This window comes from Streptomyces sp. ISL-11, assembly GCF_018614525.1.
Lineage (GTDB): Bacteria > Actinomycetota > Actinomycetes > Streptomycetales > Streptomycetaceae > Streptomyces.
In genome coordinates, this window is record NZ_JAGGOL010000008.1 from 60,077 (window position 1) to 85,298 (window position 25,222).

Consider the following 25,222-nt stretch of genomic DNA (forward strand, 5'->3'; position numbering starts at 1 on the left):
GCCGCGCGCCGGCCCGTCGCGGTGCCCCTTACTTCAGGGCGGCCAGGCCCTTCTTGAGGTCGTCCGCGTTCATCACCGGGTGCAGCTCGATCTCGGCCTCCATTTCGAGGAAGAGCTGCTCACAGATGGCGGGCATCTGTGAGGCGTCCTCCATGTCGAAGACCATCAGGCAGGTGCGGCCGCCGTCCAGCGAGGTGAAGTAGGCGGCCTCGGGGCGGAGCTGTTCCATCAGCCCCTCGATGACCTTCGGCATCGAGCCCTTGCGGAGCGACTCGTTCCCGGCGCGGGTGTCCATCCGGGCCCTCAGCAGTGTGCGCATGGCGCATCACGTCCCTCGGTGCGACGCACCGCACCCGGCGCTCCGGCTCCGCGCTCACTGAGGCGCGGATACGCCCTCCCTCAGGGTCTCTCCGGCCGCCCACGGCCGCAACGCCTGGCTGCGGCGCAGAACGGCCGCCGACTCGGCCGGCAGGACCAGCGGGCCGCCGTCGCGCGGCAGGTCCACCGGCAGCCAGGCGGCCAGCACCCCGGTGGGCACCGCCGTACCGAGCGGTACGGCGGCGGGCCGGCCGGTGGGATTGACGACGACGCACAGCGAGCCCCGCAGCAGCACGGCCGTCAGGTCCCCGGCGACGGTGACGGCCGTGTCCGACAGCGGGGCGGCCGCCGGTTCGGCGCGCCGCAGCGCGATCAGGCGCCGGTGCCACTCCAGCAGCTCCCGGTGCGGCCCGCGCTCCGGCTCGGCCCAGTCCAGGCAGGAGCGCTCGCGCGTGGCCGGGTCCTGCGGGTCGGGGACGTCCTTCGCCGCCCACCCGTGCGCGGCGAACTCCCGGCGCCGGCCGGTGCGTACCGCCTCGGCCAGCTCCGGGTCGGTGTGGTCGGTGAAGTACTGCCAGGGGGTGCGCGCGCCCCACTCCTCGCCCATGAACAGCATGGGCGTGAAGGGTCCGCACAGCACCAGCGCGGCGGCGCACGCCAGCAGGCCGGGGGAGAGGTGCGCCGACAGCCGGTCGCCCAGGGCGCGGTTGCCGATCTGGTCGTGGGTCTGGGCGTAGCCCAGGAGCCGCCAGGCGGGGGTGTCCGGGGTGAGGGGGTGGCCGTGCCGGCGGCCGCGGAAGGCGGAGTGGGTGCCGTCGTGGAAGAAGCCGCCGGTCAGCGTCTTGGCCAGGGCGTGGGCCGGGTCGGCGGCGAAGTCGGCGTAGTAGCCCTGGGACTCGCCGGTCAGGGCGGTGTGCAGCGCGTGATGGAAGTCGTCGTTCCACTGCGCGTGGAGCCCCTGGCCGCCGGCCTCGCGCGGGGTGGTGGTGGCCGGGTCGTCCAGATCGGACTCGGCGATCAGGAACAGTGGCCGCCCCAGCCGCGCGGCCAGCGCGTCGACGGCACCGGACAGCTCGGCCAGGAAGTGCTTCGGCCGGGTGTCGGCCAGCGCGTGGACCGCGTCCAGGCGCAGCCCGTCGAGGCGGTAGTCCCGCAGCCACGCCAGCGCACTGCCCGTCAGATAGGCGCGCACCTCGTCCGATCCGGGGGCGTCGAGATTGACGGCGGCGCCCCACGGCGTCTCGTGGGTGTCGGTGAAGTACGGGCCGAACGCGGGCAGATGGTTGCCCGACGGCCCCAAGTGGTTGTGCACCACGTCCAGGACGACGCCGAGGCCCAGCGCGTGCGCCGCGTCCACGAAGCGCACCAGCCCCGCGGGACCGCCGTAGGGCTCGTGCACCGCCCACGGTGCCACCCCGTCGTATCCCCAGCCGTGCCGGCCGGGGAACGGGCACACCGGCATCAGTTCCACGTGGGTGACGCCCAGTTCCGCCAGGTGGGGCAGCCGGGCGGTGGCCGCGTCGAAGGTGCCCTCGCGGGTGAACGTGCCGATGTGCAGCTCGTACAGCACCGCGCCCGGCAGGGGCACGCCCGGCCAGTCCCGCCGCCAGGGGAAGCGGTCCGGGAGGACGACGGCGGAGAGCCCGTCCGGGCCGTCGGGCAGGCGGCGCGAGCGCGGGTCGGGCAGCACCGGGCCGCCGTCGAGGGCGAAGCCGTAGCGGCTGCCCTCGCCGGCCGGGGCCTCGCACCGCCACCAGCCGGCGCGGGCCGGGTCCCGGTCCATGGCGTGCTCCCGGCCGTCCGCGGCCAGGGTGACCCGTTCGGCGTCCGGCGCCCACACCTCGAACAGCACGGCCGGCTCCTCTCGACGACGACAGTGCTGCCCATCGTGCCGCGCGCTCACCCCTCCAGGGGCGGAAGCAGGTCGACGCGCTCCTGGGTCACCGGGTACCCGGCCCTGGCGAAGGCCGCGGCCATCGGGTGGTTGCCCTGGTCGGTCGCGGCGGTGATCCGATCGGCGCCCTCGGCCACCAGGTCGTGGGTGCACTCCACCAGCAGGTCGTACGCGTAGCCGTGGCCGCGCCGCTCCGGGACGACCCCGATGTAGCCCACGCAGGGGCCGTTGGGGTTGCGCGCGGGCACCTGGATGCCGACGAGCTCACCGCCGGGCGTGTACCCGAGCTTCCACCAGGCGCGGGGCGAGGGCAGCCAGTGAAGGAAGCCCATGAAGTCCTCCAGGGCCGCGTCCGGTCCGCTCTCCGCGATGTTGTGGCGGTCGTGGGCGTCGAGGGTGCCCTCGAAGGTGCGGCGCACCACGTCCCGTACGACCGCGTCGTCGGGCTCGGGCCGGAACTCCAGCCGGCCGGGCCGCGCCGGGAGCGGGTCGCCGGTCGTCCACTCGTAGCGGTAGCGCTCGACCAGCGGCCGCATCCCGGCGGCCTCGGCCGCCGCGACGCGGGACCCGACGGCGGCGCGCAGGTCCGGCCTCTCCCGCCAGCCGGGCGGGGCGAGCAGGCTGTACTCCGCGCGCAGCGGCGCCTCGCGCAGCAGCCGGGCGGCCGCCTCGTCCTCGCCCTCGGCGAAGTCGAACCAGTCGAGCACCTTGGGCGCCCCGTCGTCCGGCGCGCCCCACCAGGCGGCGCGGGCGACGACGGTGTCGCCGCGCAGCGCGACCCAGGTCCAGTCCGGGCGGTACTCGCCGCCCTCGTGGACGGGCGCGTAGCCGTGGCCGAAGGCGGCCCGGCCGACGAGGCCCGGATCGGCGAGGGCGGTGAAGAGAGCGGTGTCGTGCTCGGTGAGCGCGCGGACGACCAGCTCGGGCATGAAGGGTCCTTCTTCCGTTGACGGCCCCGGAACCGTAGGGCCGCCGCCCCGGGGTCGTCCACGTGTTTTCTACCGCTGGTGCAGCCCGCGTCCGGCCAGGGACAGGAAGACCTCGCCGACCGCCTCCGAGAGGGTGGGGTGCGGGTGGATGTGGTGGGCCACGTCGGCGGCCTCCGCCTCCCAGCCCACGATCAGCTGGCTCTCCGCGATCATCTCCGAGACGTGCGGGCCCACCAGGTGCACGCCCAGCACCGGGCCGCCCCGCTCGGCGACGACCTTCACCATGCCGCCCTGCCCGTGCACCATGCCCTTCGCGACGGCCGTCAGCGGCATGGAGTTCACCTCGACGTCGTGGCCCCGCTCGCGGGCCTCGGCCTCGGACAGTCCGACCGAGGCCGTCTGCGGTGCGGAATAGGTCACGCGCGGGACGGCCGCGTAGTCGACCGGGGGCGGCGTCCGGCCGGCCAGTGTCTCGGCGACCAGGAGTCCCTCGGCGAAGGAGGCGTGCGCGAGGCCCAGGGAGGGCGGCGGCAGCAGGTCGCCGACGACGTGGATGCCCGGTACGGAGGTCTCCAGGCGCGACCAGTCCGCGGGGGCGACGAATCCGCGCGGGTCGGTGGCCAGGCCGGCGGCCGCCAGGTTCAGCCCGTCGGTGACCGGCACCCGGCCCACGGCCACCAACAGCCGCTCCGCCGTCACGGCGCGCGTCTCCCCGCGCGCGGTACGGACCACCGCCCGCACCCCGTCCTCCGTCATCCGGGCGCCCTCCAGCCGCGCGCCCACCCGCACGTCGATGCCGCGCTTCTTCAGACCCCGCGTCAGATGGCGGCTCACCTCGGCGTCCTCCAGCGGCAGCAGCCGCTCGGCCGCCTCCACCAGCGTCACCTCGGCGCCCATCGAACGGTGCAGGGAGGCGTACTCCACCCCGATCGCGCCGCCGCCCAGCACCAGCACCGAACCCGGCAGCCCCGGCGCGAACAGCGCGTCGTCACTGGTGACGACCCGCGCGCCGTCCGGCTCCAGGCCGGGCAGCGTCCGCGGCCGCGAACCGGTGGCCAGCACGATGCCGCGCCGCGCCGTCCAGACCGTGCCCGCCTCGGTGCCCGAGTCGATACGGACCGTCCGCGGCCCGGTGAGCGAGGCGCTGCCCCGCACCACGCGCACGCCCGCGTGCGCCAGATGGCCCTCCACGCCGCGGTGGTTGCGCGTGACGATGTCGTCGCGGGTCGCGGTCAGCGCCGGCCAGTCGACGGAGTCCAGCGTCGCCTTCACGCCCCACCGCTCGCGCGCCTCGGCGATCCCGTCGACGAGCTCGGCGGCGTGCAGCATCGCCTTGCTCGGGATGCAGCCGCGGTGCAGGCACGTACCGCCCACCAGGTCGCGCTCCGCGAGGACGACGTCGAGCCCGAGGGCGGCGGCCCGCAGGGCCGTGCCGTAGCCCCCGGTGCCGCCGCCGATGACGAGGACATCCGTGGTGTGGTCACGTATTTCAGCCATGTCCCCACCCTGCGCCGTCAGGGATCATGAGTCCAACACAATGTTTCGATCGTGGCGATGAGAGTCGTTCATGCGGAGTCGGTGAAGGGCAGGAGGGGCCTCATGAGCCTGCGGCAGATGGAGTACCTGGTCGCGGTGGTCGAGGAGGAGTCCTTCACCCGCGCCGCCGAGGGGCTCAACGTCACCCAGTCCGCCCTCTCCCACCAGATCAAGGCGCTGGAGCGGGAGGTCGGCGGCGCCCTCCTGGAACGCCGCACCCGCGGCATCGGCCTCACCCCCATGGGCCGCGCCTTCCTGCCCCACGCCGAACTGGCCGTCCGCAGCGCCCAGCAGGCCCGCCGGGCCGCCAAGGCCGCCGCCGGGGCCGCGGGCGGCGAACTGCACATCGCCTCGCTGCACGCCCTCGCGGTCGGCGTGCTGCCCCCGGTGTTCGCCCGCTGGCGGACCGCGTTCCCGGCCGTCCGGCTCCACCTGCACGAGTACTCCACCACCGAGGAGCTCCGCGACCACATGGAGCGCGGCGTGGCCGACATCGCGGTCGGCCCGCGCCCGGACGGCTGGCCCGGCCCTGTCGTGTCCCTGGGCGACGAGGAGATCACCCTGATCACCTCCGCCGGCGACCCGCTGGCCGGCCGCACCGACCCCGTACCGCTGTCCGAGCTCGCGGACCGCGACTGGGTGCGCTGCGCCCTCGAACCGGTGATCCACGGGCAGCGCTGGCTCGACTGGGTCTGCGCGCAGGGCGGCTTCACACCCCGTACGGCCGTGTGGACCGAACACTCCTCGACGGCCGTACGGATGGCCGTCGCCGGGGTGGGCCTCGTCACCGCGCCCGTGCACATGGCCCGCGGCGTGCCCGGCGCCGTGGTCGTGCCGGTCGACCGGCCCTGGCGCCGCGAGCAGACCGCCTTCTCCCGGGTCGAACTGACCGGGGCGGCAGCGGGTTTCGTCGATCTCTGCCGCGAACTGGCCTTTCCAGGCGGGGCGCGTGCATAGGCGGTGGCCGGTGGGTCTTCGGCTGCGGGCTGTTTTTTGCCGCCTGCGGCGGCGGGCGCCCTGCGGGCGCGTCCTCAATCGCCGGACGGGCTGGAATCGGCTGGGCTCAGCCGAAATCAAGCCCGTTGGGGGCACCCCAGCCAGCTCACATGACCCGCCGGACACGGCACAGGCTCACGACCGGACCAGCAGCGCCACCGGCCAGGGACCCAGCAGCTCCGACAGTTCCACGCGCCCGTCGAGGACCCGGCCGGTCAGCAACTCGCGCCACGGGCCCCCGTCCGGCAGCGGCAGCGCCGTCCCCCGCCAGCCGCCCGCCTCCGTCAGCCGCCGGTGCAGCCGGGTCACGGCGGTGACCACCTCGCCGGAGCGGACGAAGGCCACGCAGTGCCCGGCGGCCGGGCCGAGGGCGGTCAGCGGCGCGTACGAGGCGCCGGCGCCGAACCGGCCGGGGTGCTCGCGGCGCAGCCGCAGCGCCGTCCGCGTCAGGAGCAGCTTCTCGGCGGACAGCCCGGTGGGCTCCTCGCCGGGCAGGCCGGGCACCCGCCGGTTGTCGGGGTCGACCAGGGCGGCGTACACCCGCTCGGTGCCCATGTACACGTCGGGCACGCCCGGCATGGTCAGGTGCAGCAGGGCGGCGCCGAGGGTGTTGGCCCGTACGGCCGGGCGGAGGGCCTCCTCCAGCGGGGCGAGCGCGGCGCGGGACGCCGGACCGCACGGGCCCGCCGCGACGTACGCCTCCACGGCCGCCTCGTAGGTCTCGTCCGGCTCGGTCCACGTCGTGCGCAGCCCGGCCTCGCGCACGCTCTTGAGGACGGCCGGCGCGAGCCGCTCCGCGTCCGCCGTGCCGAGCCCGAAGGTGCTCTGCCAGGCCAGCCAGGCCACGTGCCGGTCGGGCGCGGCCCCCGTGGCCGCCGGCAGGTCCATCAGCCCGGCCCACTGCCGGGGGCACTCGGTCAGCGCGGCGATCCGGGCCCGTACGTCGGCGCTGCGCTTGGTGTCGTGCGTGGACAGGACGGTGCCGGTGGCCGGCCAGTCGCGCTGGAGGCGGGCGCAGTAGGCGTGGAAGTCCTCGGGGGAGACCGCGGGCCGGTCAGGGACGCCACCGACCTCCGTGGCCGACAGCAGGGGCGCGTGCCGGTAGAAGGCGGTGTCCTCGACGGACTTGGCGCGCAGCGCGGAGGCGGTCTGGGCGAACCGCGCGCAGAAGTCCCGGTGGTCCGGCCCGTTGCCCAGCCGGCCCAGGGCCGCGTCCCGGACGACCTCGACGGCCTCCGCCTCCTCGGGCACGGCGAACGCCGCACGCGCCCCCTGGGCGGCCTGGTCCAGCAAGGCGGCGTCCACGGGTGCGACGGGCTCCCCCGGGACGGCGTAGGGCCGGTAGACGGGCAGCCGGACGAGGATCTCGCACAGGGCGGTGCGCAGCGCCCAGGGAGCGTGGTCGCGCAGCGGGTACGCGCTCTCGCAGACCCGGCCGGCGGCGCGGACCAGCCGCTCGGTCTCGGCGGCGAGCTCATGGGTGATCACCTTGTAGGCCGCGCGGCGGACGGTCGCGGGCCAGTCGCCGCCCCGGTCGGGCGGCAGACCGGTGAAGGTGCGGTGGGCGGCGCCCAGTTCGGCGGCGCCGCCGGGGTCGGTGAAGAGCCCGTCGATCCGGCGCAGGGCGTCGTAGCCGGTCGTCCCCGCGACCGGCCAGTCGGCCGGCAGCCGTTCGTCGCCGCTGAGGATCTTCTCGACGACCGTCCACCGGCCCTGCGCGGCCTTGGCCAGCCGCCGGAGGTAGCCGGCCGGGTCGGCGAGGCCGTCGGGGTGGTCGACGCGCAGGCCGTCGACGACCTCCTCGCGTAGCAGCTGGAGCACCTTGGCATGGGTGGCCTCGAAGACCTCGGGGTCCTCCACCCGGACCGCGATCAGCTCCGAGACGGTGAAGAACCGCCGGTAGTTCAGCTCCGTGCGGGCCAGCCGCCACCAGGCCGGGCGGTACCACTGCGCGTCCAGCAGCTCGGGCAGCGGCAGCCGTTCGGAACCCGGCCGCAGCGGGAAGACGTGGGCGCCGCCGCGGTAGCGGAGGACGTCCTCGGTGCCGCTCCCGTCGCTGCCGACGGTGAAGTGCGCGAGCTCCTCGCCCAGCCGCCCGGCCAGCACCGGCAGCAGCACCTTGCCGCCGTGCTCGGACCAGTCGATGTCGAACCAGCGCGCGTAAGGGGAGGCCGGGCCGTCCCGCAGGACGTGCCACAGCGCGCTGTTGAGCCGCAGGGGCGCCGGGGCGGCCATGTGGTTCGGGACGATGTCGAGGATCAGGCCCAGCCCGTGCGAGCGGGCGGTGCGGGAGAGCGCCCGCAGCCCCTCCTCGCCGCCGAGCTCGGCGCGCACGGACGCGTGGTCGACGACGTCGTAGCCGTGGGCGGAGCCCGGTACGGCCTCCAGGACCGGTGACAGATGCAGGTGCGACACCCCCAGGGAGGCGAGGTACGGCACGGCGCGCTCGGCCGCCCGGAAGGGGAAGCCGGGCTGGAGCTGGAGCCGGTAGGTGGCGGTCGGCTGTGCGGCAGCGCTGTCGGGCGTCATGGGAACGTACGTACCCGCAATCGGCGGGCATGCAGCGGGGGACTACGCCGGGCGCTGCAACACGACCAGGCTGCGGTCCGTCAGCGTGAGGTGGTCACCGGCCTGGACCTTGGCCCCGTCGGTCTCCACACCCCGGGGGTCGGCGGTGTCGACCAGGACCTGCCACTGCCGGCCGTGGTCCACGGGCACCACGAAGTCGAGCGGCTCGTCGTGCGCGTTGAACATCAGCAGGAACGAGTCGTCGGTGACCGGCTCGCCGCGCGGGCCGGGCTCGGAGATCGCGCCGCCGTTCAGGAAGACGGTCAGCGACTTGGCATGCGAGGCGTTCCAGTCGGCGTCGCGCATCTCCTCACCCTCATGGGTGAACCACGCGATGTCCGAGAGGTCGTCGTGCGTGCCCTGCACCGGGCGGCCGTGGAAGAAGCGGCGGCGCCGGAAGACGGGGTGGTCGCGGCGCAGCCACACCATGGCGCGGGTGAACTCCAGCATCCGCCGGGACCGGGCGGAGGAGGCGTCCTCCGGACGTGGCCAGCGCACCCAGGAGATCTCGTTGTCCTGGCAGTAGGCGTTGTTGTTGCCCCGCTGCGTGCGCGCGAACTCGTCACCGTGGCTGAGCATCGGCACGCCCTGCGAGACCATCAGGGTGGCGACGAAATTGCGCATCTGCCGCTCGCGCAGGTCCAGCACGCCGGGGTCCTCGCTCTCGCCCTCCGTCCCGCAGTTCCAGGACCGGTTGTGGCTCTCGCCGTCGCGGTTGTCCTCGCCGTTGGCCTCGTTGTGCTTGTCGTTGTACGCGACCAGGTCGTGCAGGGTGAAGCCGTCGTGACAGGTGACGAAGTTGATGGAGGCCAGCGGCCGCCTGCCGTCGCCCTGGTAGAGGTCGGAGGAGCCGGTCAGACGGGAGCCGAACTCCGCCAGGGTCGCGGGCTCGCCCCGCCACAGATCCCTGGACGTGTCCCGAAATTTCCCGTTCCATTCGGCCCACAGGGGAGGGAAGTTCCCCACCTGATAGCCGCCCTCCCCGACGTCCCACGGCTCGGCGATCAGCTTCACCCGGCTGACGACCGGGTCCTGCTGCACCAGGTCGAAGAACGACGACAGCCGGTCCACCTCGTGGAACTGCCGTGCCAGCGTGGCCGCCAGGTCGAAACGGAAACCGTCCACCCGCATCTCGGTCACCCAATAGCGCAGCGAGTCCATGATGAGCTGGAGGACGTGCGGGCTGCGCATCAGCAGGGAATTGCCGGTGCCGGTTGTGTCCATGTAATAGCGGGGGTCGTCCGACAGGCGGTAGTACGAGGCGTTGTCCAGTCCGCGGAAGGACAGCGTGGGCCCCAGGTGATTGCCCTCCGCCGTGTGGTTGTAGACGACATCCAGGATGACCTCGATGCCCGCCGCGTGCAGCGCCCGCACCGCCGACTTGAACTCCAGGACCTGCTGCCCCCGGTCGCCCCAGGAGGCGTACGCGTTGTGCGGGGCGAAGAAGCCGATGGTGTTGTAGCCCCAGTAGTTGGCCAGCCCCGCGTCCGCCAGCCGGTGGTCGTTGACGAACTGATGGACCGGCATCAGCTCGATCGCCGTGACGCCCAGCTCCGTCAGGTGCCCGATCACCGCCGGGTGCGCCAGCGCCGCGTACGTCCCGCGCACCTCCTCCGGCAACGCCGGGTGGCACATCGTCAGGCCCTTCACATGGGCCTCATAGATGACCGTACGGTGATAGTCCGTGCGCGGCGGCCGGTCGTCGCCCCAGTCGAAGTACGGATTGACCACCACCGACGTCATCATGTGCGGGGCGGAGTCCATGTCATTGCGCTTCTCCGGCCGCCCGAAGTGGTAGCCGTACACCGCCTCGCCCCACTCGACCGCGCCGCTCACCGCCCGGGCGTACGGATCGAGCAGCAGCTTGGCGGAGTTGCAGCGGTGGCCGTGCTCCGGCTCGTACGGGCCGTGTGCGCGGAAGCCGTACCGCTGGCCCGGCATGATGCCCGGCAGGTAGGCGTGGCGCACGAACGCGTCGCTCTCGCGCAGCTCCACCGCCGTCTCCGAGCCGTCGTCGTGCAGCAGGCACAACTCGATCCGCTCGGCGGCCTCGGAGAAGACCGCGAAGTTGGTGCCGGCGCCGTCGTACGTGGCGCCGAGGGGGTACGCCTGTCCCGGCCAGACCTGCATGAGTCGACTCTTCCATGATGTCGTGGGCTTCTCGGCACCGAACCGGCATCCTTGCCCAACCGGAGCCGTCGAGCCGCCCTTTCGGCAGATCTTCCCCAAAAGGAGCGCACTCACGGCTCTCCACCGCTCGTCCAACCGGGTGACTGGCCCGTACCGGTCCTTCACCGGCCGGTTTCGGCCCCGCGGCGGACCCCGGGACCGGCCGCCGCACCGCCCGGCCGCGCACCTGCCGCTATGAAACCGCTCACTCCTCGCCCGGAGGCCGAATACAACCCCTTCCAAGAGCGGGAGAGTTGGCGGAGGACCGGTCGCGTCCGGGTGCAGGGCCGCCCGCCCGCACAGTAGTCTGCCTTGATCGTTGGACGGGGGCGGAAGGCGGTGCACTGGTGACCTCGGGCGGGCTGGAGCTGCCCTCTGGAGACGGCTGTCCCGGGGGAGACGGCTCGGCCGGAACACCACCCGGCGCGGTGTCCGTGGCGCGTCCGATGGAGATCGGCGCGGCGCTGGACTGGGACGCCGAGGCGTGGGGCGAGGTGCGCACCCGCGCACGACGGGCGGGCCGGGCCTACATTTGGCTGAATCTCGTCGAACAGCGGCTGCGCGCGGTCGTCGCCGCCGTGCTGCGGCCGGTCTACGAGCCGGTGCACGGCGAGGACGAGTGGGTCGTCGCCGCGGCCGGCCCGGCCGGGCAGGAGTGGGTCCAGCGGGCCGTGGCGGTCCGGGAGGTGAGCCGGCGCAAGGGCTATCTGCTGGACCCGGCCGACGACAACGTCCTCAGCTTCCTCACCCTGCCGCAGCTGCGCGAGCTGCTCGTCCAGCACTGGCCGTGCTTCGAGCCGTACCTGGACGACCGCCGCGATCTGGAACTGGCGCTGGACGAGCTGGAGGTGACCCGCAACGTCGTCTCCCGCAACCGCGCGCTCTCCGAGGCGGTCCTCGCCCAGGCCGAACGGGCCTCGGCCCGGCTGCTGAACATCCTCGGCGGCGGCAGCGGCGCCGGCGGGGCCTCGTCCGACCGGCTGCCCATCGACGCCGTCGAGGACCTCGTGGGCGACCGCTACGCCGACGTCGTGGGCGTCCACCCCGACCGGGTGCGGCTGCAGCGGCAGCTGCCGGTCGAGGACCTCTTCGGCAGCGCCCGCCGCCTCGACGCGGTCGGCATAGGCCTGAACCTGCTCGTCCAGAACTACTCCGGGCGGCGCCTGGTCCGCCTCGCCGAGGCCGGCTGCCGGGCCCGGCTGCTCTTCCTCAACCCCGCCAGCAGCGCCGTGCGCCGCAGGGAGCGGGAACTGGGCATCAAGAAGGGCGAGATGAGCCGGTCCGTCGAGATGAACATCATGCACATGCGGCGGGTGCGGGACCGGCTGCGGGACACCGCCGCCTTCGAGATCCGGGTCTTCGACGAGACGCCGCGCTTCACCGCCTACCTCGTCAACGGCGACGGCTCCGACGGGGTGGCCGTGGTCCAGTCCTACCTGCGCAAGGCGCGGGGCATGGAGGCGCCGGTGCTGGTGCTGCGCGGCGGGGGCCGTGTGGTGCGCGAGGGGCGGGAGCCGGAGCACGGTCTCTTCGAGACCTACCGCGAGGAGTTCGAGAGCGTCTGGACGGACTCGCGGCCGGTGTCCTGACGGCGGCCCAGGGCCCGTTGTCAGTGGGGCGTGCGACGCTGGGGACCAGTCGGGGGAAGCACCACGAAGGGGGACCGCGATGGGGTGGCACCAGGAGCTGCTGATCGGATTCGACCTGGAGACGACGGGCACGGATCCCGCAGAGGCGCGGATCGTCACGGCGGCCGTCGTCGAGAGCAAGGGCGGCGAGACCGTCGGCCGGCGCGAGTGGCTGGCCGACCCGGGCGTGCCCGTGCCGGCCGAGGCCGCGGCCGTCCACGGCATCACCAGCGAGCGCGCGGCGCTCGGCAGGCCGGCCCGCGAGGTGGTCGAGGAGATAGCGGCCACGCTGACCGCGCACTGGTCGCTGGGAGTGCCCGTCGTCGCGTACAACGCCTGCTTCGACCTGACGCTGCTCGCGGCGGAGTTGCGCCGGTACGGGCTGCGGTCGCTCGGCGAGCGGCTGGCCGACCTCGGCGGAGCGGGGAGCGTCGCCGGCGAGGAGACGGGCCCGGTCGTGGACCCGTACACCATGGACCGCGCCGTCGACCGCTACCGCAAGGGCAAGCGCACCCTGGAAGCGGTCTGCGGGGTGTACGGCATCGTCCTGGACGGCGCGCACGAGGCGGGGGCCGACGCGCTCGCGGCGGTCCGGGTGGCCCGCGCGGTCGCCGATCGCCACCCCGCCATAGCGGACGCGGACCTGTGGGACCTGCACCGCGACCAGAAGCGCTGGTACGCCGAATGGGCCACGGGCTTCGAGAAGTGGCTGCGCCGACAGGGGAACCCGGAGGCGACGGTCGACCCGCGGTGGCCCTTGCGGTAGCGCCTGCCGGCGGGGGTACGGAAACTGCGCCCGGGGCGCGGAGCTTTGGCGGCGGGCACCGGGGTGTACGTCGGCACGTCCCGGCCCGGCGGACGGCGATGCGCGGGCGCGGCGCCGGTCCTCGGCGACCGGCCGACGGGACGTCTCCTGTGGACAGCCGGGCCGCCGGGCAGTGGGCGCCCAGCACCCGCCCCGGTCGGCCCCCTGGTCGGTGCCCGTCCTGGTCCGCGACCGGCGGTGTCAGGGCAGCGCCGCCGGGCGGCCACCCGACGGCGCCGTCCCCACCCGAGTGCCAACACGCAGCCGGGCCCTGCCGTCCGGCAGTGACATCATCCCGCGCCGCCCTCAGAACGGATGCCACCGCACCGTGGGGTCGCCCTCCCGCAGGGACGCCACGCGCCGGGCGAACTCCGCGAGGGCGGCGGCGTTGCCCGGGGCGTGCTGGGCCACCCAGGCGCAGCTCGCCGTCTCCCGTGCGCCCCGCAGGACGGCGCAGCCGTCCCACTCCCGTACGTCCCAGCCGTACGCGCCGGTGAAGGCGTCGTAGGTTGCGGGGTCCAGCCCGTAGCGGTCCCGGCTGAGGGCGAGTACGACCAGGTCGTGCTCCCGCAGGTCGCCGGAGAAGGTCTCCAGGTCGACCAGGACCGGGCCGTCCGGGCCGATGTGCACATTGCGCGGTGAGGCGTCGCCGTGGATGGGGCCCGGCGGCAGATGGGGCGTCAGCGCGGCGGCCGCCGCCGCGAAGCCGTCCCGCCGCTCGCGGAGGTACGCGGCGTCGGCCGGGTCGATGGCGTCACCGGCCAGCCGCAGCCAGCGTTCGACGCCGCCGAGCAGGTCCCGCCGCGGCAGTGCGAAGTCCGGTGCGGGCAGGTCGTGGACCAGCCGCAGGAGGGCGGCCAGATCCTCCGTGCCGGCCGGGCGCACGGCCTGGGGGAGCCGGTGCCAGAGGGTCACCGGGTGCCCGTCGGCCTCCCGGGGCCCGGGGTCGGCGGCCCGTACGGCCGGGACGCCGAGCCCGGTGAGCCATGCGGCGACGCGGAGCTCGTGCGCGGCCCGGTCCCGCAGCGACGCGTCGCGCCCCACCTTCGCCACCAGCCCGCCGGCGGCGAAGACCGCGTTCTCGCCCAGCGCGAGGAGCGTCGCGTCCGCCGCCGGCACCTCCGGCACGGCCGCGGCGAGGATCTCGCGCGCCCGCCCTTCCGTGAAGGGCGTGCTCGCCGCGTCCTGTGCGTCCATCGCGTCGTACCTCACTTGCCATCACCGGCGCTCACGCGCCGTCGGAGCCGATCGCTTCCATTTTCCCCGTTCGCCCGGTGACGCCCGGGACCGGGGAAGGTCATCGCCCCGCCCATCGAAGTGCACGGTACGTATCGTCTCGCCGGAGCGGGTCGGCGCCCACGCTTCGCGCGAGGTGGCGCTCGCCCCTGCCGCGTTCTCCATCGAAGCGGTGTAAGCCCCTTGACGGTGCATCAGTAAGCAAACGGCTTACGAATAAGGCCCGTTACTCATATGGCATTCAAGTAAAACCTGGCAGTGGATGTCGCCAGTCTGTCCAATTTGCCGCCGTTCAGCGGGATTTAAAAATACGCAATGACGTTGCGTATGTCACACCTTCTCGCGGATGTTGAATTGAGCGCGTCAATCCTGACAGGGTTTCGAGCACCCGGAGGGCGGTCTTCCGTCACTTCGGGTGCGTTCGACCAACGCGCATTTCCCCCCCACATTTCCGCACGAGGAGGAAACCTCGTCATGGCATCACACAAGCGCGCCGGAAAGCGACGGATCGTACTGGCGATATCCGCCGCGGCCGCCGTCACCGCGGGAGCCACGCTGCTGACCCTGCCCGCCGGCGCCGCCACCGCTCCCGCCGAGGGAACCGTCTACGGCGCCGACGCCGCGGGCGCGATCGACGGCAGCTACATCGTCCTGCTCAAGGACGGTGCGCACGCGAAGGGCGCCACCGGCGCCGCGTCCGTCCCTGCCAAGGGCAAGGACCTCACCTCCCGCTACGGCGGCAAGCTCAACCGGACCTACGACTCGGCCGTCAACGGCTTCTCCGCCAGCGGCCTGGACCGGACCGAGGCCAAGCGCCTCGCGGCCGACCCGTCCGTCGCCAAGGTCGTCCAGAACCACCGCTTCAGCATCAACGCCACCCAGGAGGCCCCACCCTCCTGGGGCCTGGACCGCATCGACCAGGCCGAGACCAAGGGTGACGGCAAGTACGCCTACCCCGACGGCGCGGGCGAGGGCGTCACCGCGTACGTCATCGACACCGGCGTGCGCATCAGCCACAAGGACTTCGCCGGCCGCGCCGCGTACGGCTTCAACGCCGTCGACAACAACGACAAGGCCGAGGACGGCAACGGCCACGGCACCCACGTCGCCGGCACCATCGCCGGAGCCGCGCACGGCGTCGCCAAGAAGGCGAAGATCGTCGCTGTGCGGGTGCTCAACGCGGAGGGCTCGGGCACCACCGAGCAGGTCGTCGCGGGCATCGACTGGGTCACCAAGAACCACAAGGGTCCCTCGGTCGCCAACATGAGCCTCGGCGGCGGGGCGGACGAAGCCCTCGACGCGGCCGTGCAGAAGGCCATCGCGTCCGGCGTCACCTTCGCCGTCGCGGCGGGCAACGAGTCCACCGACGCCGGCAAGGGCTCCCCGGCCCGCGTGAAGGAGGCCATCACCGTCGCCTCCAGCACCAAGGACGACCAGCAGTCCGACTTCTCCAACTTCGGCAGCGTGGTCGACCTCTACGCCCCCGGCTCGGACATCACCTCCGACTGGAACGACAGCGACTCGGGCACCAAGACCATCTCCGGTACGTCCATGGCCACCCCGCACGTCGTGGGCGCCGCGGCCGTCTACCTGAGCGGTCACAAGGACGCCACCCCCGCGCAGGTCTCGGACGCGCTCGTCAAGGGCGCCACCGCCGACAAGATCAGCAACCCGAGCGAGGGCACGGCCAACAAGCTCCTGAAGGTCGTCCAGTAACACCCCGCACCCCCGTAGGCGGCCCCGCGAGGGTCGTCCGGCCGGTCGCCGCGCCCCACCCCCACGGGGCGCGACGGCCGGCCTTCCCACGTGGCCGTTCCGTGGAAGCCGGGCCGATCGGGCACGCCGGGGGTTCGCCGTGACGGGGGACGCGGGCGCCGTGGGCTCAGCCGACGAACGCGTTCACCGCCGCCGCGCGTGCCGCCACCGCCTCGTCGTAGCGCCGCACCAGCAGCGCCGCCACCTCGGGCGCCGGCCCCAGCACGTCCGCCACGACGTCCGCGCCCGCCTCCCGGGCGCCCCGCACGATCCGGTCCGGCAGCCGGCCCGGCGCGAGGACGTACGGGGCGACCGCCACGCGGCGCACTCCCTCGGCGCGCAGCGCCCGTACGGCGTCCTCGGTGCGCGGCGGGGAAGCGGAGGCGAACGCGGGCCGCACGGCACACCAACCGGTGCGCCGCCACTCCCGCGCGATATCAGCGGACACCGCGCCCGCCTCCGGGTCGGAGGAGCCCGCCGAGGCCAGGACGACCCCGGTCGAGCACCGGTCACCGGGGCGCACCCCGGCTTCGTACAGCCGCCGCTCCAGCGCGGCGGTCAGCAGCGTCGAGGGCCCCAGCACCTCGGCCTGACGTACGCTCAGCCGCGGCAGCCGGGCCGTCGCCTCGCGCAGCACGGCGGGGATGTCGGCCTTGGCGTGGAACGCCCGCGTCAGCAGCAGCGGCAGCGCCACGACGTCGCGCGCGCCCTCCGCCGCCAGCCGCTCCAGGGCGCGCGGCACGGAGGGCACGCAGAAGTCCAGATACCCCACCTCGACCCGGAGCGCCGGCCGCAGCCGCGCCACCCGCGCGCGCAGCGCGTCCATCGTCACGGCGTGCCGCGGATCGCGGCTCCCGTGGGCGATGAGGAGAAGGACCACGGCGGCCGCCCCCTACCGGCCGGCCGCCGCCAGCCCGCGGCCGCGCAGCACACGGCGCTCCAGCGGGCTGAAGACGATCAGGTCGATCGCGATGCCGACGAACAGGATGAGCAGGATGCCGAGCAGCACGCCCGGCATGTCGGAGTCGGTACGGGCGTTCTCCAGGTACTGCCCCAGCCCCAGGCCCAGGTCGGGCGAGGAGGCGATGAGTTCGGCGGCCATCAGCGAGCGCCAGGAGAACGCCCAGCCCTGCTTGAGCCCGGCGATGTACCCGGGCAGGGCGGCCGGCAGCAGGATGTGCCGGGCGCCGCGCGCACCGGTCGCGCCCATCGTGCGGCCGGCCCGCAGGTACAGCGGCGGCACCTGGTCGATGCCGGAGACCAGCCCGTTGGCGATGGACGGCACGGCGCCCAGCAGGATCACCGCGTACATCGCCGTGTCCGTGATGCCCAGCCAGATCACGGCGGCCGGCACCCAGGCGACGGACGGCAGCGACTGGAGGCCGGAGAGGATCGGCCCGAGGGCCGCCCGTACGAACCCCACCCGGGCGACCAGCAGGCCCAGCGGGGTGCCGAGGGCGAGCGCGGCGAGGAAGCCGAGCAGACCGCGCGAGACGCTGGTCCACACGATGTCCAGCAGCGTGCCCTGGAGCCACAGTTCCCTGAGGCTGTGCCACACCGCCGAGGGGTCGGGGAGCTTGTAGTCGTCGGTGACCTCCGCCAGGACCAGGAGCTTCCAGACGACGAGCACCAGCACCACGGCCAGGACCGGCGGCAGCACCTTGTGCAGCAGCACCTGCGACAGAGGGGCGCGGGCGCTCTGCACGGTGTCCAGGGCGTCGAGCCCGGCCTCCAGACCCGCCAGGTCGTGGGACTCCGCGGGCGGGCGGGAGGGGGAGGTCTCAGTGCTGGCCATGGCGGCGGATCTCCTTGCGCAGTTCCTCGGTGATCTCCACGGACAGATCCGCGACCGCCGCGTCCTCGATCCGACGCGGCTGGGGTATGTCCACCGCCCACTGGCGGGCCACCCGCCCCGGTCGCGAGGAGAGCAGCACCACCCGCTGGCCGAGCCGGACGGCCTCCCGGACGTTGTGGGTGACGAACAGCACCGACAGCCGCGTCTCGGCCCAGATCCGGGTCAGTTCGTGGTGCAGCACGTCCCGGGTGATGGCGTCGAGCGCCGCGAACGGCTCGTCCATCAGCAGCAGCCGGCTGTCCTGCGCCAGCGCGCGGGCCAGCGCGACCCGCTGCCGCATCCCGCCCGACAGCTCGTGCACCCGCTTGCCGTACGAGCCGCCGAGCCGTACGAGCTCCAGCAGCCGCTCCGCCTCCGGCCGCCGCGCGGCCCTCGGCACACCGCGCAGCCGCAGCGCCAGTTCGATGTTGCGGCCCGCGGTCAGCCACGGGAACAGCGCGTGCTCCTGGAACATCAGCGCCGGGCGTCCGCCGGGCGCCTCGATGGAGCCGGCGGTCGGCCGGTCCAGGCCGGCCACCAGGTTCAGCAGGGTCGACTTGCCGCAGCCCGAGGCCCCCAGGAGGCAGACGAACTCGCCGGGACGCACATCGAGCGTGATGTCGTCCAGGACGGGCAGGGCCGCGCCGGGGCGGCCGAAGCTCTTGTGGACGTGGTCGATCCGCACGGCCGCGGGCGCGTGGTCCGCGACCTCGGCCGGGCCGGCCTTGTCGGTGGTCAGTGCCGGGGCCATCCGGTCACCTCCTGGGTTCTGGGCGCCTGTGGTTCGCTGGTCACTGCGTGCCGAGCCGCGCGGCGTCGGTCGTCTCGCGTCCCTCGGCCTTGAGCACCTTGTTGAGCGCGGTCAGGTCGTAGACGCCGGACAGGTCCGGCTTCTCCAGCAGTCCCGCCCGGACGGCGTGCGCCGCCTGGGCCTCCAGGGTCTTGGCCAGCGGGTCGTCGGTGACCTCGATGGCACGCCAGGCGGGATCGAGCACTTCGGCGGGCAGCGCCGTGCCGGAGAGCTTCTTCAGCGCCGCGTTCGCCGACGCCTTGGCCTTCTCCGGCTCGGCCTTGATCCAGGCGTTGGTCCGCACCGAGCCGCGCAGCACGGCCTCGACCACGTCACGGTGCTCGGCGAGGAACTTCCGCGACACGATCACATTGGTGATCACGAACTTCTTGTCCGGCCACAGCGCCGCCTCGTCCAGCAGCACCTTCCCGCCCTGCGAGACCAGCTTCGACGCGGTCGGCTCGGGCACCCAGGCGCCGTCGACGGAACCGGCCTTGAAGGCGTCCGGGATCACCTTGTTGTCCGTGCGGACCACGGACACGTCGCCCTTGCCGGTCCGCGGGTCGACCTTCCAGCCCTTGTCCGCCACCCAGTTGAGGAACGCGACGTCCTGGGTGTTGCCCTTCTGCGGCGTCGCGATCCGCTTGCCCTTGACGTCGTCGAGCGAGGAGATCTTCCTGGGGTCGACCACCAGCCTCACCCCGCCGGAGGCCGAGCCGGAGATGATCCGCAGGCTCTTGCCCTTGGACTTCACATAGCCGTTGATGGCGGGCGACGGGCCGATCCAGCCGATGTCGATCGAACCGGCGTTGAGCGCCTCGATCTCGGACGGCCCCGCGTTGAAGGTGGTCGAACGGAGCTTCGTGCCGCCCAGCTCCTTCTGGATCAGCCCCTCCTGGTCCCCGACGAGCGGCGTGGCGTGGGTGATGTTGGGGAAGTAGCCGATCCGGACGGTGCCGGCCGAGAGCTTCCTGCCCTCGGCGGCGGTGTTCCGGCTCGTGTCGTCCTTCTTCTCCGAGCCGTAGCCGCAGGCGCCGAGCGCCCCGGTCAGCAGAGGGAGAACGGCCACGGCGGCGAGGACGCGGCGGGGTGGTCGGACGGCAGGCACGAGGGGAGTTCCTCTCGACGACCCGGGCGTACGACTCAGGTACGCCCGGCAGTTGAACAAGGGCTGCGGGGACGGGCGAGCGGCGGCAGCGTCAACACGTCATGTTCAGAAGTCCCAGCCTTCGTCGTCGGCGGCCGGCGTCGCGGCCCCTTCGACGGCGAACGCCTCGCCGGCCATGCCGGCGGTGAGGGTGGTGCCGTCGGTGGGGTCGATGAGGAGGAAGGAGCCGGTGCGGCGGGAGCGGGTGTAGGGGTCGAGGGCGAGGGGCTCCGCCGTGCGCAGGGTGACTCTGCCGATGTCGTTGGCGGTCAGTTCGCCGGGGGCGGGGTGCTGGGAGAGGTCGTCGAGGGTCAGCCGGGAGGGGATGTCCTTGACGATGGCCTTGACGGTGCGGGTGGTGTGCTTGACCAGGACCCGGTCGCCCACGCGCAGCGGCCGGTCGGCGACGTGGCAGACGGTGGCCTCCACGTCGCGGGTGGGCGCGGGTGCGGTGAGGGCGGGAGCGATGAGGTCCCCGCGGGAGATGTCCAGGTCGTCGGCCAGCCGGACCGTGACCGACTGCGGTGCCCAGGCGGTGGCGACGCTCGTCCCCAGGTGGTCGATGCCCGCGATCACGCTCGTACGGCCGGACGGCAGGACCGTCACCTCCTCGCCGACGCTCAGCACGCCGGAGGCGATCTGGCCGGCGTAGCCGCGGTAGTCGTGGTGTTCGGGTGTCTGGGGGCGGATGACGTACTGGACAGGGAAGCGGGCCGGTTCACCGGTGGGATCGGTGACGACCGGCACGGTCTCCAGGTGCTCCAGGACGGTCGGGCCGCCGTACCAGTCCATGTGCGCGGAGGGGGCCACCACGTTGTCGCCCGCCAGGGCGGAGATCGGGATGGCGGTCACCTCGGGCACGCCCAGGGAGGCCGCGTAGGCGCTGAACGCGTCGGCGATGTCGGCGAAGACGGGCTCGGCGTAGTCGACGAGGTCCATCTTGTTCACGGCGAGGACCAGGTGCGGTACGCGCAGGAGCGCGGCGACGGCGGCGTGGCGGCGGGTTTGCTCCACGACGCCGTTGCGGGCGTCGATGAGGACGACGGCGAGGTCGGCGGTGGAGGCGCCGGTGACCATGTTGCGGGTGTACTGCACGTGCCCGGGGGTGTCGGCGAGGATGAACCGGCGCCGTGGTGTGGCGAAGTAGCGGTAGGCGACATCGATGGTGATGCCCTGCTCGCGCTCCGCCCGCAGCCCATCCGTCAGCAACGCCAGGTCCGGTGTGTCCTGGCCGCGGTTGCGGGAGGCATGCTCGACGGCTTCGAGCTGGTCGGCCAGCACGGACTTGGAGTCGTGCAGGAGGCGGCCGACCAGGGTGGACTTGCCATCATCGACCGACCCGGCGGTCGCGAAGCGCAGCAGCGAAGTGGTGCCGGCGCCCGTGGTGCTGGTCATCACTAGAAGTACCCCTCGCGCTTGCGGTCTTCCATCGCGGCTTCGGAGAGTTTGTCGTCGGCCCTGGTCGCGCCGCGTTCGGTCAGCCGTGACGCCGTGATCTCCGCGATCACCGCCTCGATCGTCACCGCGTCGGAATCCACCGCCCCGGTGCAGGACATGTCACCGACCGTGCGATAGCGCACCAGACGGGTCTCGGCCCGCTCACCCTCCCTCGGCCCGCCCCATTCCCCCGGCGCCAGCCACATCCCCGCCCGGGCGAACACCTCACGCTCATGCGCGTAATAAATGCCGGGGAGTTCGATCTTCTCCCGGGCGATGTACTGCCACACGTCCAGCTCGGTGAAATTCGACAGCGGAAACACGCGGACGTGTTCGCCGGGTGCGTGGCGGCCGTTGTAGAGCTGCCACAGCTCCGGGCGCTGGCGGCGCGGGTCCCAGCCGCCGAACTCGTCGCGCAGCGAGAACACCCGCTCCTTCGCCCGCGCCTTCTCCTCATCCCGCCGGCCGCCCCCGAACACCGCGTCGAAACGATGAGTTTCGATCGCGTCCAGCAGCGGCACCGTCTGGAGCGGATTGCGGGTGCCGTCCGGGCGTTCGCGCAGCCGCCCGTCGTCGATGAAGTCCTGCACCGACGCCACATGCAGCCGCAAACCGTGTTCGGCCACCACCCGGTCGCGGTAGGCGATCACCTCGGGGAAATTGTGCCCGGTGTCGACGTGCAGCAGCGCGAAAGGCACCGGCGCCGGCGCGAACGCCTTCAGCGCCAGGTGCAGCATCACAATCGAATCCTTGCCACCGGAGAACAGGATCACCGGCCGCTCGAACTCACCCGCCACCTCACGGAAGACATGCACCGCCTCCGACTCCAGCGCGTCCAGATGCGACAGCGCGTACCGGTCGTTCGCGTCGCTCATGCCAGGCCCCTCTCCACGAGCAGGCCGTGCACCGCGCCCGCCGATTCCGCCACGCCCAGCTCGTGCGCCGCGATCCGCAGATCGGGGTCGGCCGGTACCTCGTACGGGTCGTCGACCCCGGTCAGCCCGGAGATCTCCCCGGCCGCCTGCTTGGCGTACAGGCCCTTCACGTCCCGCACCGAGCAGACGTCCACGGGCGTCGCCACGTGCACCTCCACATAGCCGGTGTCGTGCTTCCGGTGGCGCTCGCGCACCGCTTCCCGGGCGTCCGCGTAGGGGGCGATCACCGGGACCAGGACCTTCACACCATGCGCGGCCAGCAGCTGGGCGACGAAGCCGATCCGCTGCACGTTGGTGGACCGGTCCTCGCGGGAGAAGCCCAGACCGGCCGAGAGGAACTCGCGGATCTCGTCCCCGTCCAGCACCTCCACCCGGTGCCCCTCACCGCGCAACCGCTCCGCCAGCGCACGCGCGATCGTCGTCTTGCCCGCGCTCGGCAGACCGGTGAGCCAGATGGTGGCCCCGCTCATCTCCTGCTCCCCTGTCGTCATCCGTGCAGCCCGCACTCGGTCTTGGTGCGCCCGGCCCAGCGGCCGGCGCGCGCGTTCTCGCCCTCGGCGACCCTGCGCGTGCAGGGGGCGCAGCCGACGGAGGCGTAGCCGTCCATCAGCAGCGTGTTGGTCAGCACCCCGTGTTCGGCGACGTAGGCGTCCACGTCCTCGTCCGTCCAGGCGGCTATCGGCGAGATCTTCACCTTGCGCCGCCGCTCGTCCCAGCCGACGACGGGCGTGCCGGCCCGGGTCGGCGACTCGTCGCGGCGCAGGCCGGTCGCCCACGCGTCGTACGCGGCCAGACCGGCCGTCAGCGGCTCGACCTTGCGCAGCGCGCAGCACAGGTCCGGGTCGCGGTCGTGGAGCCGGGGGCCGTGTTCGGCGTCCTGCTCGGCGACGGTCCGCCGGGGGGTGAGCGTGATGACCTCGACGTCCATCACGGCGGCGACCGCGTCCCGGGTGCCGATGGTCTCCGGGAAGTGGTAGCCGGTGTCGAGGAAGAGGACGTCCACGCCGGGCAGGGCGCGGGACGCGAGGTGGGCGACGACCGCGTCCTCCATGGAGGAGGTCACGCAGAAGCGCGGCCCGAACGTCTCGGCGGCCCAGGCCAGGATGTCGAGGGCCGGAGCGCCCTCCAGTTCGCGGCCCGCCCGCTCGGCGAGTATCTCAAGGTCGGTCATTCGGTGCTCCCTTGGCCGGTCCGCGGGACAGCAGCCCGAGGAACGAGAGCCGGAACGCGCGGTTACAGGCGCCGCATTCCCACGCGCCGTGGCCCTCCTCGGAGGGGCGCAGGTCCTCGTCCCCGCAGTAGGGGCAGTAGAAGGGGGCGGCCCGGCCGCTCATGACAGGTCCTCCGCGCTCGCCCGCGCGGCCCAGGCCGCGAACCGCTCGCCGTCCTCGCGCTGCTTGCCGAAGCGGGTGAGGACCCGCTCGACGTAGTCGGGGAGTTCGTCGGCGGTGACCTTCAGGCCGCGGACCTTGCGGCCGAAGCCGGCCTGGAGGCCGAGCGCGCCGCCGAGGTGCACCTGGTAGCCCTCGACCTGCTGTCCGGCCGCGTCCAGGACCAGCTGGCCCTTGAGGCCGATGTCGGCGGTCTGGATGCGGGCGCAGGCGTTCGGGCAGCCGTTGATGTTGATGGTGACCGGCTCCTCGAAGTCGGGCATCCGGCGCTCCAGCTCGTCGATCAGTGAGGCGCCGCGCGCCTTGGTCTCCACGATGGCGAGCTTGCAGAATTCGATGCCCGTGCACGCCATGGTGCCGCGCCGGAACGGCGAGGGCCTGACCTGGAAGTCGAGCGCCTCCAGACCGGCCACGAGCGAGTCGACCCGGTCGGCCGCCACGTCGAGGATGATCATCTTCTGTTCCACGGTGGTGCGCAACCGGTCGCTGCCGTGCGCGCCCGCGAGTTCGGCGATCTTGGTGAGGGTGGCGCCGTCCACCCGGCCGACGCGCGGGGCGAAGCCGACGTAGTAGCGGCCGTCGCGCTGGCGGTGCACTCCCACGTGGTCGCGCCAGCGGGAGACGGGCTCCTCGGGCGCGGGGCCGTCGAGCAGCTTGCGCCCCAGGTACTCGTCCTCCAGCACCTGGCGGAACCGCTCCGGCCCCCAGTCGGCCATCAGGAACTTCAGCCGGGCGCGGGTGCGCAGCCGCCGGTAGCCGTAGTCGCGGAAGATGCCGACGACTCCGGCCCACACGTCCGCGACCTCGTCCAGGGGCACCCAGGTGCCCAGCCGTTCGGCGAGGCGGGGGTTGGTGGACAGCCCGCCGCCGACCCAGACGTCGAAGCCGGGCCCGTGGTCGGGGTGGTGCACACCCACGAACGCGATGTCGTTGATCTCGTGGACCACGTCCTGCACGGGCGAGCCGGAGATCGCGGTCTTGAACTTCCGCGGCAGGTTGGAGAACTCCTTGCTGCCGATGTACCGGTCGTGGATCTCGTCGACGGCGGGCGTGCCGTCGATGATCTCGTCCTCGGCGATGCCGGCCACCGGCGAACCTATGATCACGCGCGGGCAGTCGCCGCACGCCTCGGTCGTGGACAGCCCGACCGCTTCCAGTCTGTCCCAGATGGCGGGCACGTCCTCGATACGGACCCAGTGCAGCTGGATGTTCTGTCGGTCGGTGATGTCGGCCGTGCCGCGCGCGTAACTCTGCGACACCTCGCCGATGGTCCGCAGCTGGTCGACGGTGAGCCGGCCGCCGTCGACGCGCACCCGCAGCATGAAGTACTTGTCGTCCAGCTCCTCCGGCTCCAGGATCGCGGTCTTGCCGCCGTCGATCCCGGGCTTGCGCTGGGTGTAGAGCCCCCACCAGCGCATCCGGCCGCGCAGGTCGTTCGGGTCGATCGAGTCGAAGCCCGCCTTGGAGTAGATCGTCTCAATACGTGTCCGTACGTTGAGACCGTCGTCATCCTTCTTGAACTGCTCGTTCCCGTTGAGCGGGGTGAAGTGGCCGACGGCCCACTGGCCCTCGCCGCGGTGGCGGCCCGCCTTGCGGCGGCTCGCGGCGGTGGCGGCCGGGGCGTTCCCGGCCTCGGGGCCGGCGGGAGGGTGGGCGGTGTCCGGGGTGGCGGCCATGGCGTTGTGTCCTTCTGGGTGGCTCTCACGGCGCGGGACGAGGGCGGCCGCGTACGGGCGGGATCCCCGCATTGACCTGCGGGTACGCCTCAGCGGACCGCTGTGGCGACGATGCGGCGGCGGTCGTGACAGGCGAAGTGGGCGCTCGTCCGCGGCGATGGGGACGGCGAGAAGGCGG

General features: G+C 73.2%; 21 protein-coding genes. 4 read left to right on the forward strand and 17 right to left on the reverse strand.

The window, feature by feature from the left end; genetic code table 11:
* Positions 1 to 28: 28 nt before the first annotated feature.
* The 4 genes from J7E86_RS01810 to lpdA all read right to left on the reverse strand — a co-directional run bounded on the left by J7E86_RS01810 (position 29) and on the right by lpdA (position 4,638).
* Positions 29 to 319, reverse strand: a complete 291-nt coding sequence (locus tag J7E86_RS01810; protein WP_215079036.1) for a hypothetical protein — start codon at positions 317 to 319, stop codon at positions 29 to 31.
* A 54-nt stretch (positions 320 to 373) separates the two neighbouring features.
* Entirely contained in the window at positions 374 to 2,170 is a 1,797-nt protein-coding gene (gene treZ, locus J7E86_RS01815; protein WP_215079038.1) for a malto-oligosyltrehalose trehalohydrolase, read from the reverse strand.
* 47 nt (positions 2,171 to 2,217) lie between these two features.
* On the reverse strand, positions 2,218 to 3,141 hold the full coding sequence (locus tag J7E86_RS01820) for a GNAT family N-acetyltransferase (protein WP_215079040.1): 924 nt from the start codon (positions 3,139 to 3,141) through the stop codon (positions 2,218 to 2,220).
* Between the two features lie 69 nt (positions 3,142 to 3,210).
* Entirely contained in the window at positions 3,211 to 4,638 is a 1,428-nt protein-coding gene (gene lpdA / locus J7E86_RS01825; protein ID WP_215079042.1) for a dihydrolipoyl dehydrogenase, read from the reverse strand.
* A 102-nt stretch (positions 4,639 to 4,740) separates the two neighbouring features.
* Between lpdA and J7E86_RS01830 the strand changes: the two genes are divergently transcribed.
* Positions 4,741 to 5,634, forward strand: a complete 894-nt coding sequence (locus J7E86_RS01830; protein WP_215079044.1) for a LysR family transcriptional regulator — start codon at positions 4,741 to 4,743, stop codon at positions 5,632 to 5,634.
* A gap of 174 nt (positions 5,635 to 5,808) precedes the next feature.
* On the opposite strand, the gene treY is transcribed toward J7E86_RS01830, so the two are convergent.
* Together treY and glgX are read right to left on the reverse strand one after the other, a co-directional pair.
* The gene (gene treY, locus J7E86_RS01835; protein ID WP_215079046.1) at positions 5,809 to 8,202 is read right to left on the reverse strand and encodes a malto-oligosyltrehalose synthase; all 2,394 of its coding nucleotides are present in this window, start codon (positions 8,200 to 8,202) and stop codon (positions 5,809 to 5,811) included.
* Between the two features lie 42 nt (positions 8,203 to 8,244).
* The gene (glgX, locus tag J7E86_RS01840) at positions 8,245 to 10,371 is read right to left on the reverse strand and encodes a glycogen debranching protein GlgX (RefSeq protein ID WP_215079048.1); all 2,127 of its coding nucleotides are present in this window, start codon (positions 10,369 to 10,371) and stop codon (positions 8,245 to 8,247) included.
* A 386-nt stretch (positions 10,372 to 10,757) separates the two neighbouring features.
* Between glgX and J7E86_RS01845 the strand changes: the two genes are divergently transcribed.
* Both J7E86_RS01845 and J7E86_RS01850 read left to right on the forward strand, forming a co-directional pair.
* Positions 10,758 to 11,999, forward strand: a complete 1,242-nt coding sequence (locus tag J7E86_RS01845) for an SAV2148 family HEPN domain-containing protein (protein ID WP_215079050.1) — start codon at positions 10,758 to 10,760, stop codon at positions 11,997 to 11,999.
* A 79-nt stretch (positions 12,000 to 12,078) separates the two neighbouring features.
* Positions 12,079 to 12,804 (forward strand): 3'-5' exonuclease, encoded by a 726-nt coding sequence (locus J7E86_RS01850; protein ID WP_215079052.1) that lies wholly within the window; start codon positions 12,079 to 12,081, stop codon positions 12,802 to 12,804.
* Between the two features lie 345 nt (positions 12,805 to 13,149).
* On the opposite strand, the gene J7E86_RS01855 is transcribed toward J7E86_RS01850, so the two are convergent.
* Positions 13,150 to 14,040, reverse strand: coding sequence for a phosphotransferase enzyme family protein (locus tag J7E86_RS01855; RefSeq protein ID WP_215079053.1), 891 nt, complete (start codon positions 14,038 to 14,040; stop codon positions 13,150 to 13,152).
* Positions 14,041 to 14,553: 513 nt separating this feature from the next.
* Here J7E86_RS01855 and J7E86_RS01860 point away from each other — a divergent pair.
* Positions 14,554 to 15,795, forward strand: coding sequence for a S8 family peptidase (locus J7E86_RS01860; RefSeq protein ID WP_215079055.1), 1,242 nt, complete (start codon positions 14,554 to 14,556; stop codon positions 15,793 to 15,795).
* A 166-nt stretch (positions 15,796 to 15,961) separates the two neighbouring features.
* Here J7E86_RS01860 and J7E86_RS01865 read toward each other — a convergent pair whose 3' ends face one another.
* From J7E86_RS01865 to J7E86_RS01910, 10 genes are all read right to left on the reverse strand, one after another.
* Positions 15,962 to 16,714 (reverse strand): sirohydrochlorin chelatase, encoded by a 753-nt coding sequence (locus J7E86_RS01865; RefSeq protein WP_215079057.1) that lies wholly within the window; start codon positions 16,712 to 16,714, stop codon positions 15,962 to 15,964.
* Between the two features lie 12 nt (positions 16,715 to 16,726).
* Positions 16,727 to 17,629 carry an ABC transporter permease gene (locus J7E86_RS01870; RefSeq protein ID WP_215079059.1) on the reverse strand — a complete coding sequence of 301 codons (903 nt, stop codon included), beginning with the start codon at positions 17,627 to 17,629 and terminating at the stop codon, positions 16,727 to 16,729.
* Positions 17,616 to 18,419, reverse strand: a complete 804-nt coding sequence (locus tag J7E86_RS01875) for an ABC transporter ATP-binding protein (protein ID WP_215079061.1) — start codon at positions 18,417 to 18,419, stop codon at positions 17,616 to 17,618. The genes J7E86_RS01870 and J7E86_RS01875 overlap by 14 nt, the downstream gene beginning before the upstream one ends.
* Positions 18,420 to 18,459: 40 nt before the next feature.
* Positions 18,460 to 19,566, reverse strand: a complete 1,107-nt coding sequence (locus J7E86_RS01880) for an aliphatic sulfonate ABC transporter substrate-binding protein (RefSeq protein WP_215079063.1) — start codon at positions 19,564 to 19,566, stop codon at positions 18,460 to 18,462.
* A 105-nt stretch (positions 19,567 to 19,671) separates the two neighbouring features.
* Positions 19,672 to 21,000: a sulfate adenylyltransferase subunit 1 gene (locus J7E86_RS01885; protein ID WP_215079065.1), complete on the reverse strand. Its 1,329-nt coding sequence runs from the start codon at positions 20,998 to 21,000 to the stop codon at positions 19,672 to 19,674.
* A gap of 2 nt (positions 21,001 to 21,002) precedes the next feature.
* Positions 21,003 to 21,917 carry a sulfate adenylyltransferase subunit CysD gene (gene cysD / locus J7E86_RS01890; RefSeq protein ID WP_215079067.1) on the reverse strand — a complete coding sequence of 305 codons (915 nt, stop codon included), beginning with the start codon at positions 21,915 to 21,917 and terminating at the stop codon, positions 21,003 to 21,005.
* Positions 21,914 to 22,447, reverse strand: coding sequence for an adenylyl-sulfate kinase (cysC, locus tag J7E86_RS01895; protein ID WP_215079069.1), 534 nt, complete (start codon positions 22,445 to 22,447; stop codon positions 21,914 to 21,916). Before cysC ends, cysD begins: the two co-directional genes overlap by 4 nt.
* A gap of 17 nt (positions 22,448 to 22,464) precedes the next feature.
* Positions 22,465 to 23,148: a phosphoadenylyl-sulfate reductase gene (locus J7E86_RS01900; protein ID WP_215079070.1), complete on the reverse strand. Its 684-nt coding sequence runs from the start codon at positions 23,146 to 23,148 to the stop codon at positions 22,465 to 22,467.
* Positions 23,135 to 23,311: a hypothetical protein gene (locus tag J7E86_RS01905; protein WP_215079072.1), complete on the reverse strand. Its 177-nt coding sequence runs from the start codon at positions 23,309 to 23,311 to the stop codon at positions 23,135 to 23,137. Before J7E86_RS01905 ends, J7E86_RS01900 begins: the two co-directional genes overlap by 14 nt.
* The gene (locus tag J7E86_RS01910) at positions 23,308 to 25,044 is read right to left on the reverse strand and encodes a nitrite/sulfite reductase (protein WP_215079074.1); all 1,737 of its coding nucleotides are present in this window, start codon (positions 25,042 to 25,044) and stop codon (positions 23,308 to 23,310) included. The genes J7E86_RS01905 and J7E86_RS01910 overlap by 4 nt, the downstream gene beginning before the upstream one ends.
* Positions 25,045 to 25,222: the final 178 nt, after the last annotated feature.

Bases quoted from the DNA above. Each gene is read 5' to 3' on its own strand.
- J7E86_RS01810 (WP_215079036.1), bottom strand. From the start codon at position 319: ATGCGCACACTGCTGAGGGCCCGGATGGACACCCGCGCCGGGAACGAG.
- J7E86_RS01820 (WP_215079040.1), bottom strand. From the start codon at position 3,141: ATGCCCGAGCTGGTCGTCCGCGCGCTCACCGAGCACGACACCGCTCTC.
- lpdA (WP_215079042.1), bottom strand. From the start codon at position 4,638: ATGGCTGAAATACGTGACCACACCACGGATGTCCTCGTCATCGGCGGC.
- J7E86_RS01830 (WP_215079044.1), top strand. From the start codon at position 4,741: ATGAGCCTGCGGCAGATGGAGTACCTGGTCGCGGTGGTCGAGGAGGAG.
- treY (WP_215079046.1), bottom strand. From the start codon at position 8,202: ATGACGCCCGACAGCGCTGCCGCACAGCCGACCGCCACCTACCGGCTC.
- glgX (WP_215079048.1), bottom strand. From the start codon at position 10,371: ATGCAGGTCTGGCCGGGACAGGCGTACCCCCTCGGCGCCACGTACGAC.
- J7E86_RS01850 (WP_215079052.1), top strand. From the start codon at position 12,079: ATGGGGTGGCACCAGGAGCTGCTGATCGGATTCGACCTGGAGACGACG.
- J7E86_RS01855 (WP_215079053.1), bottom strand. From the start codon at position 14,040: ATGGACGCACAGGACGCGGCGAGCACGCCCTTCACGGAAGGGCGGGCG.
- J7E86_RS01860 (WP_215079055.1), top strand. From the start codon at position 14,554: ATGGCATCACACAAGCGCGCCGGAAAGCGACGGATCGTACTGGCGATA.
- J7E86_RS01870 (WP_215079059.1), bottom strand. From the start codon at position 17,629: ATGGCCAGCACTGAGACCTCCCCCTCCCGCCCGCCCGCGGAGTCCCAC.
- J7E86_RS01875 (WP_215079061.1), bottom strand. From the start codon at position 18,419: ATGGCCCCGGCACTGACCACCGACAAGGCCGGCCCGGCCGAGGTCGCG.
- J7E86_RS01885 (WP_215079065.1), bottom strand. From the start codon at position 21,000: ATGACCAGCACCACGGGCGCCGGCACCACTTCGCTGCTGCGCTTCGCG.
- cysD (WP_215079067.1), bottom strand. From the start codon at position 21,917: ATGAGCGACGCGAACGACCGGTACGCGCTGTCGCATCTGGACGCGCTG.
- cysC (WP_215079069.1), bottom strand. From the start codon at position 22,447: ATGAGCGGGGCCACCATCTGGCTCACCGGTCTGCCGAGCGCGGGCAAG.
- J7E86_RS01900 (WP_215079070.1), bottom strand. From the start codon at position 23,148: ATGACCGACCTTGAGATACTCGCCGAGCGGGCGGGCCGCGAACTGGAG.
- J7E86_RS01905 (WP_215079072.1), bottom strand. From the start codon at position 23,311: ATGAGCGGCCGGGCCGCCCCCTTCTACTGCCCCTACTGCGGGGACGAG.
- J7E86_RS01910 (WP_215079074.1), bottom strand. From the start codon at position 25,044: ATGGCCGCCACCCCGGACACCGCCCACCCTCCCGCCGGCCCCGAGGCC.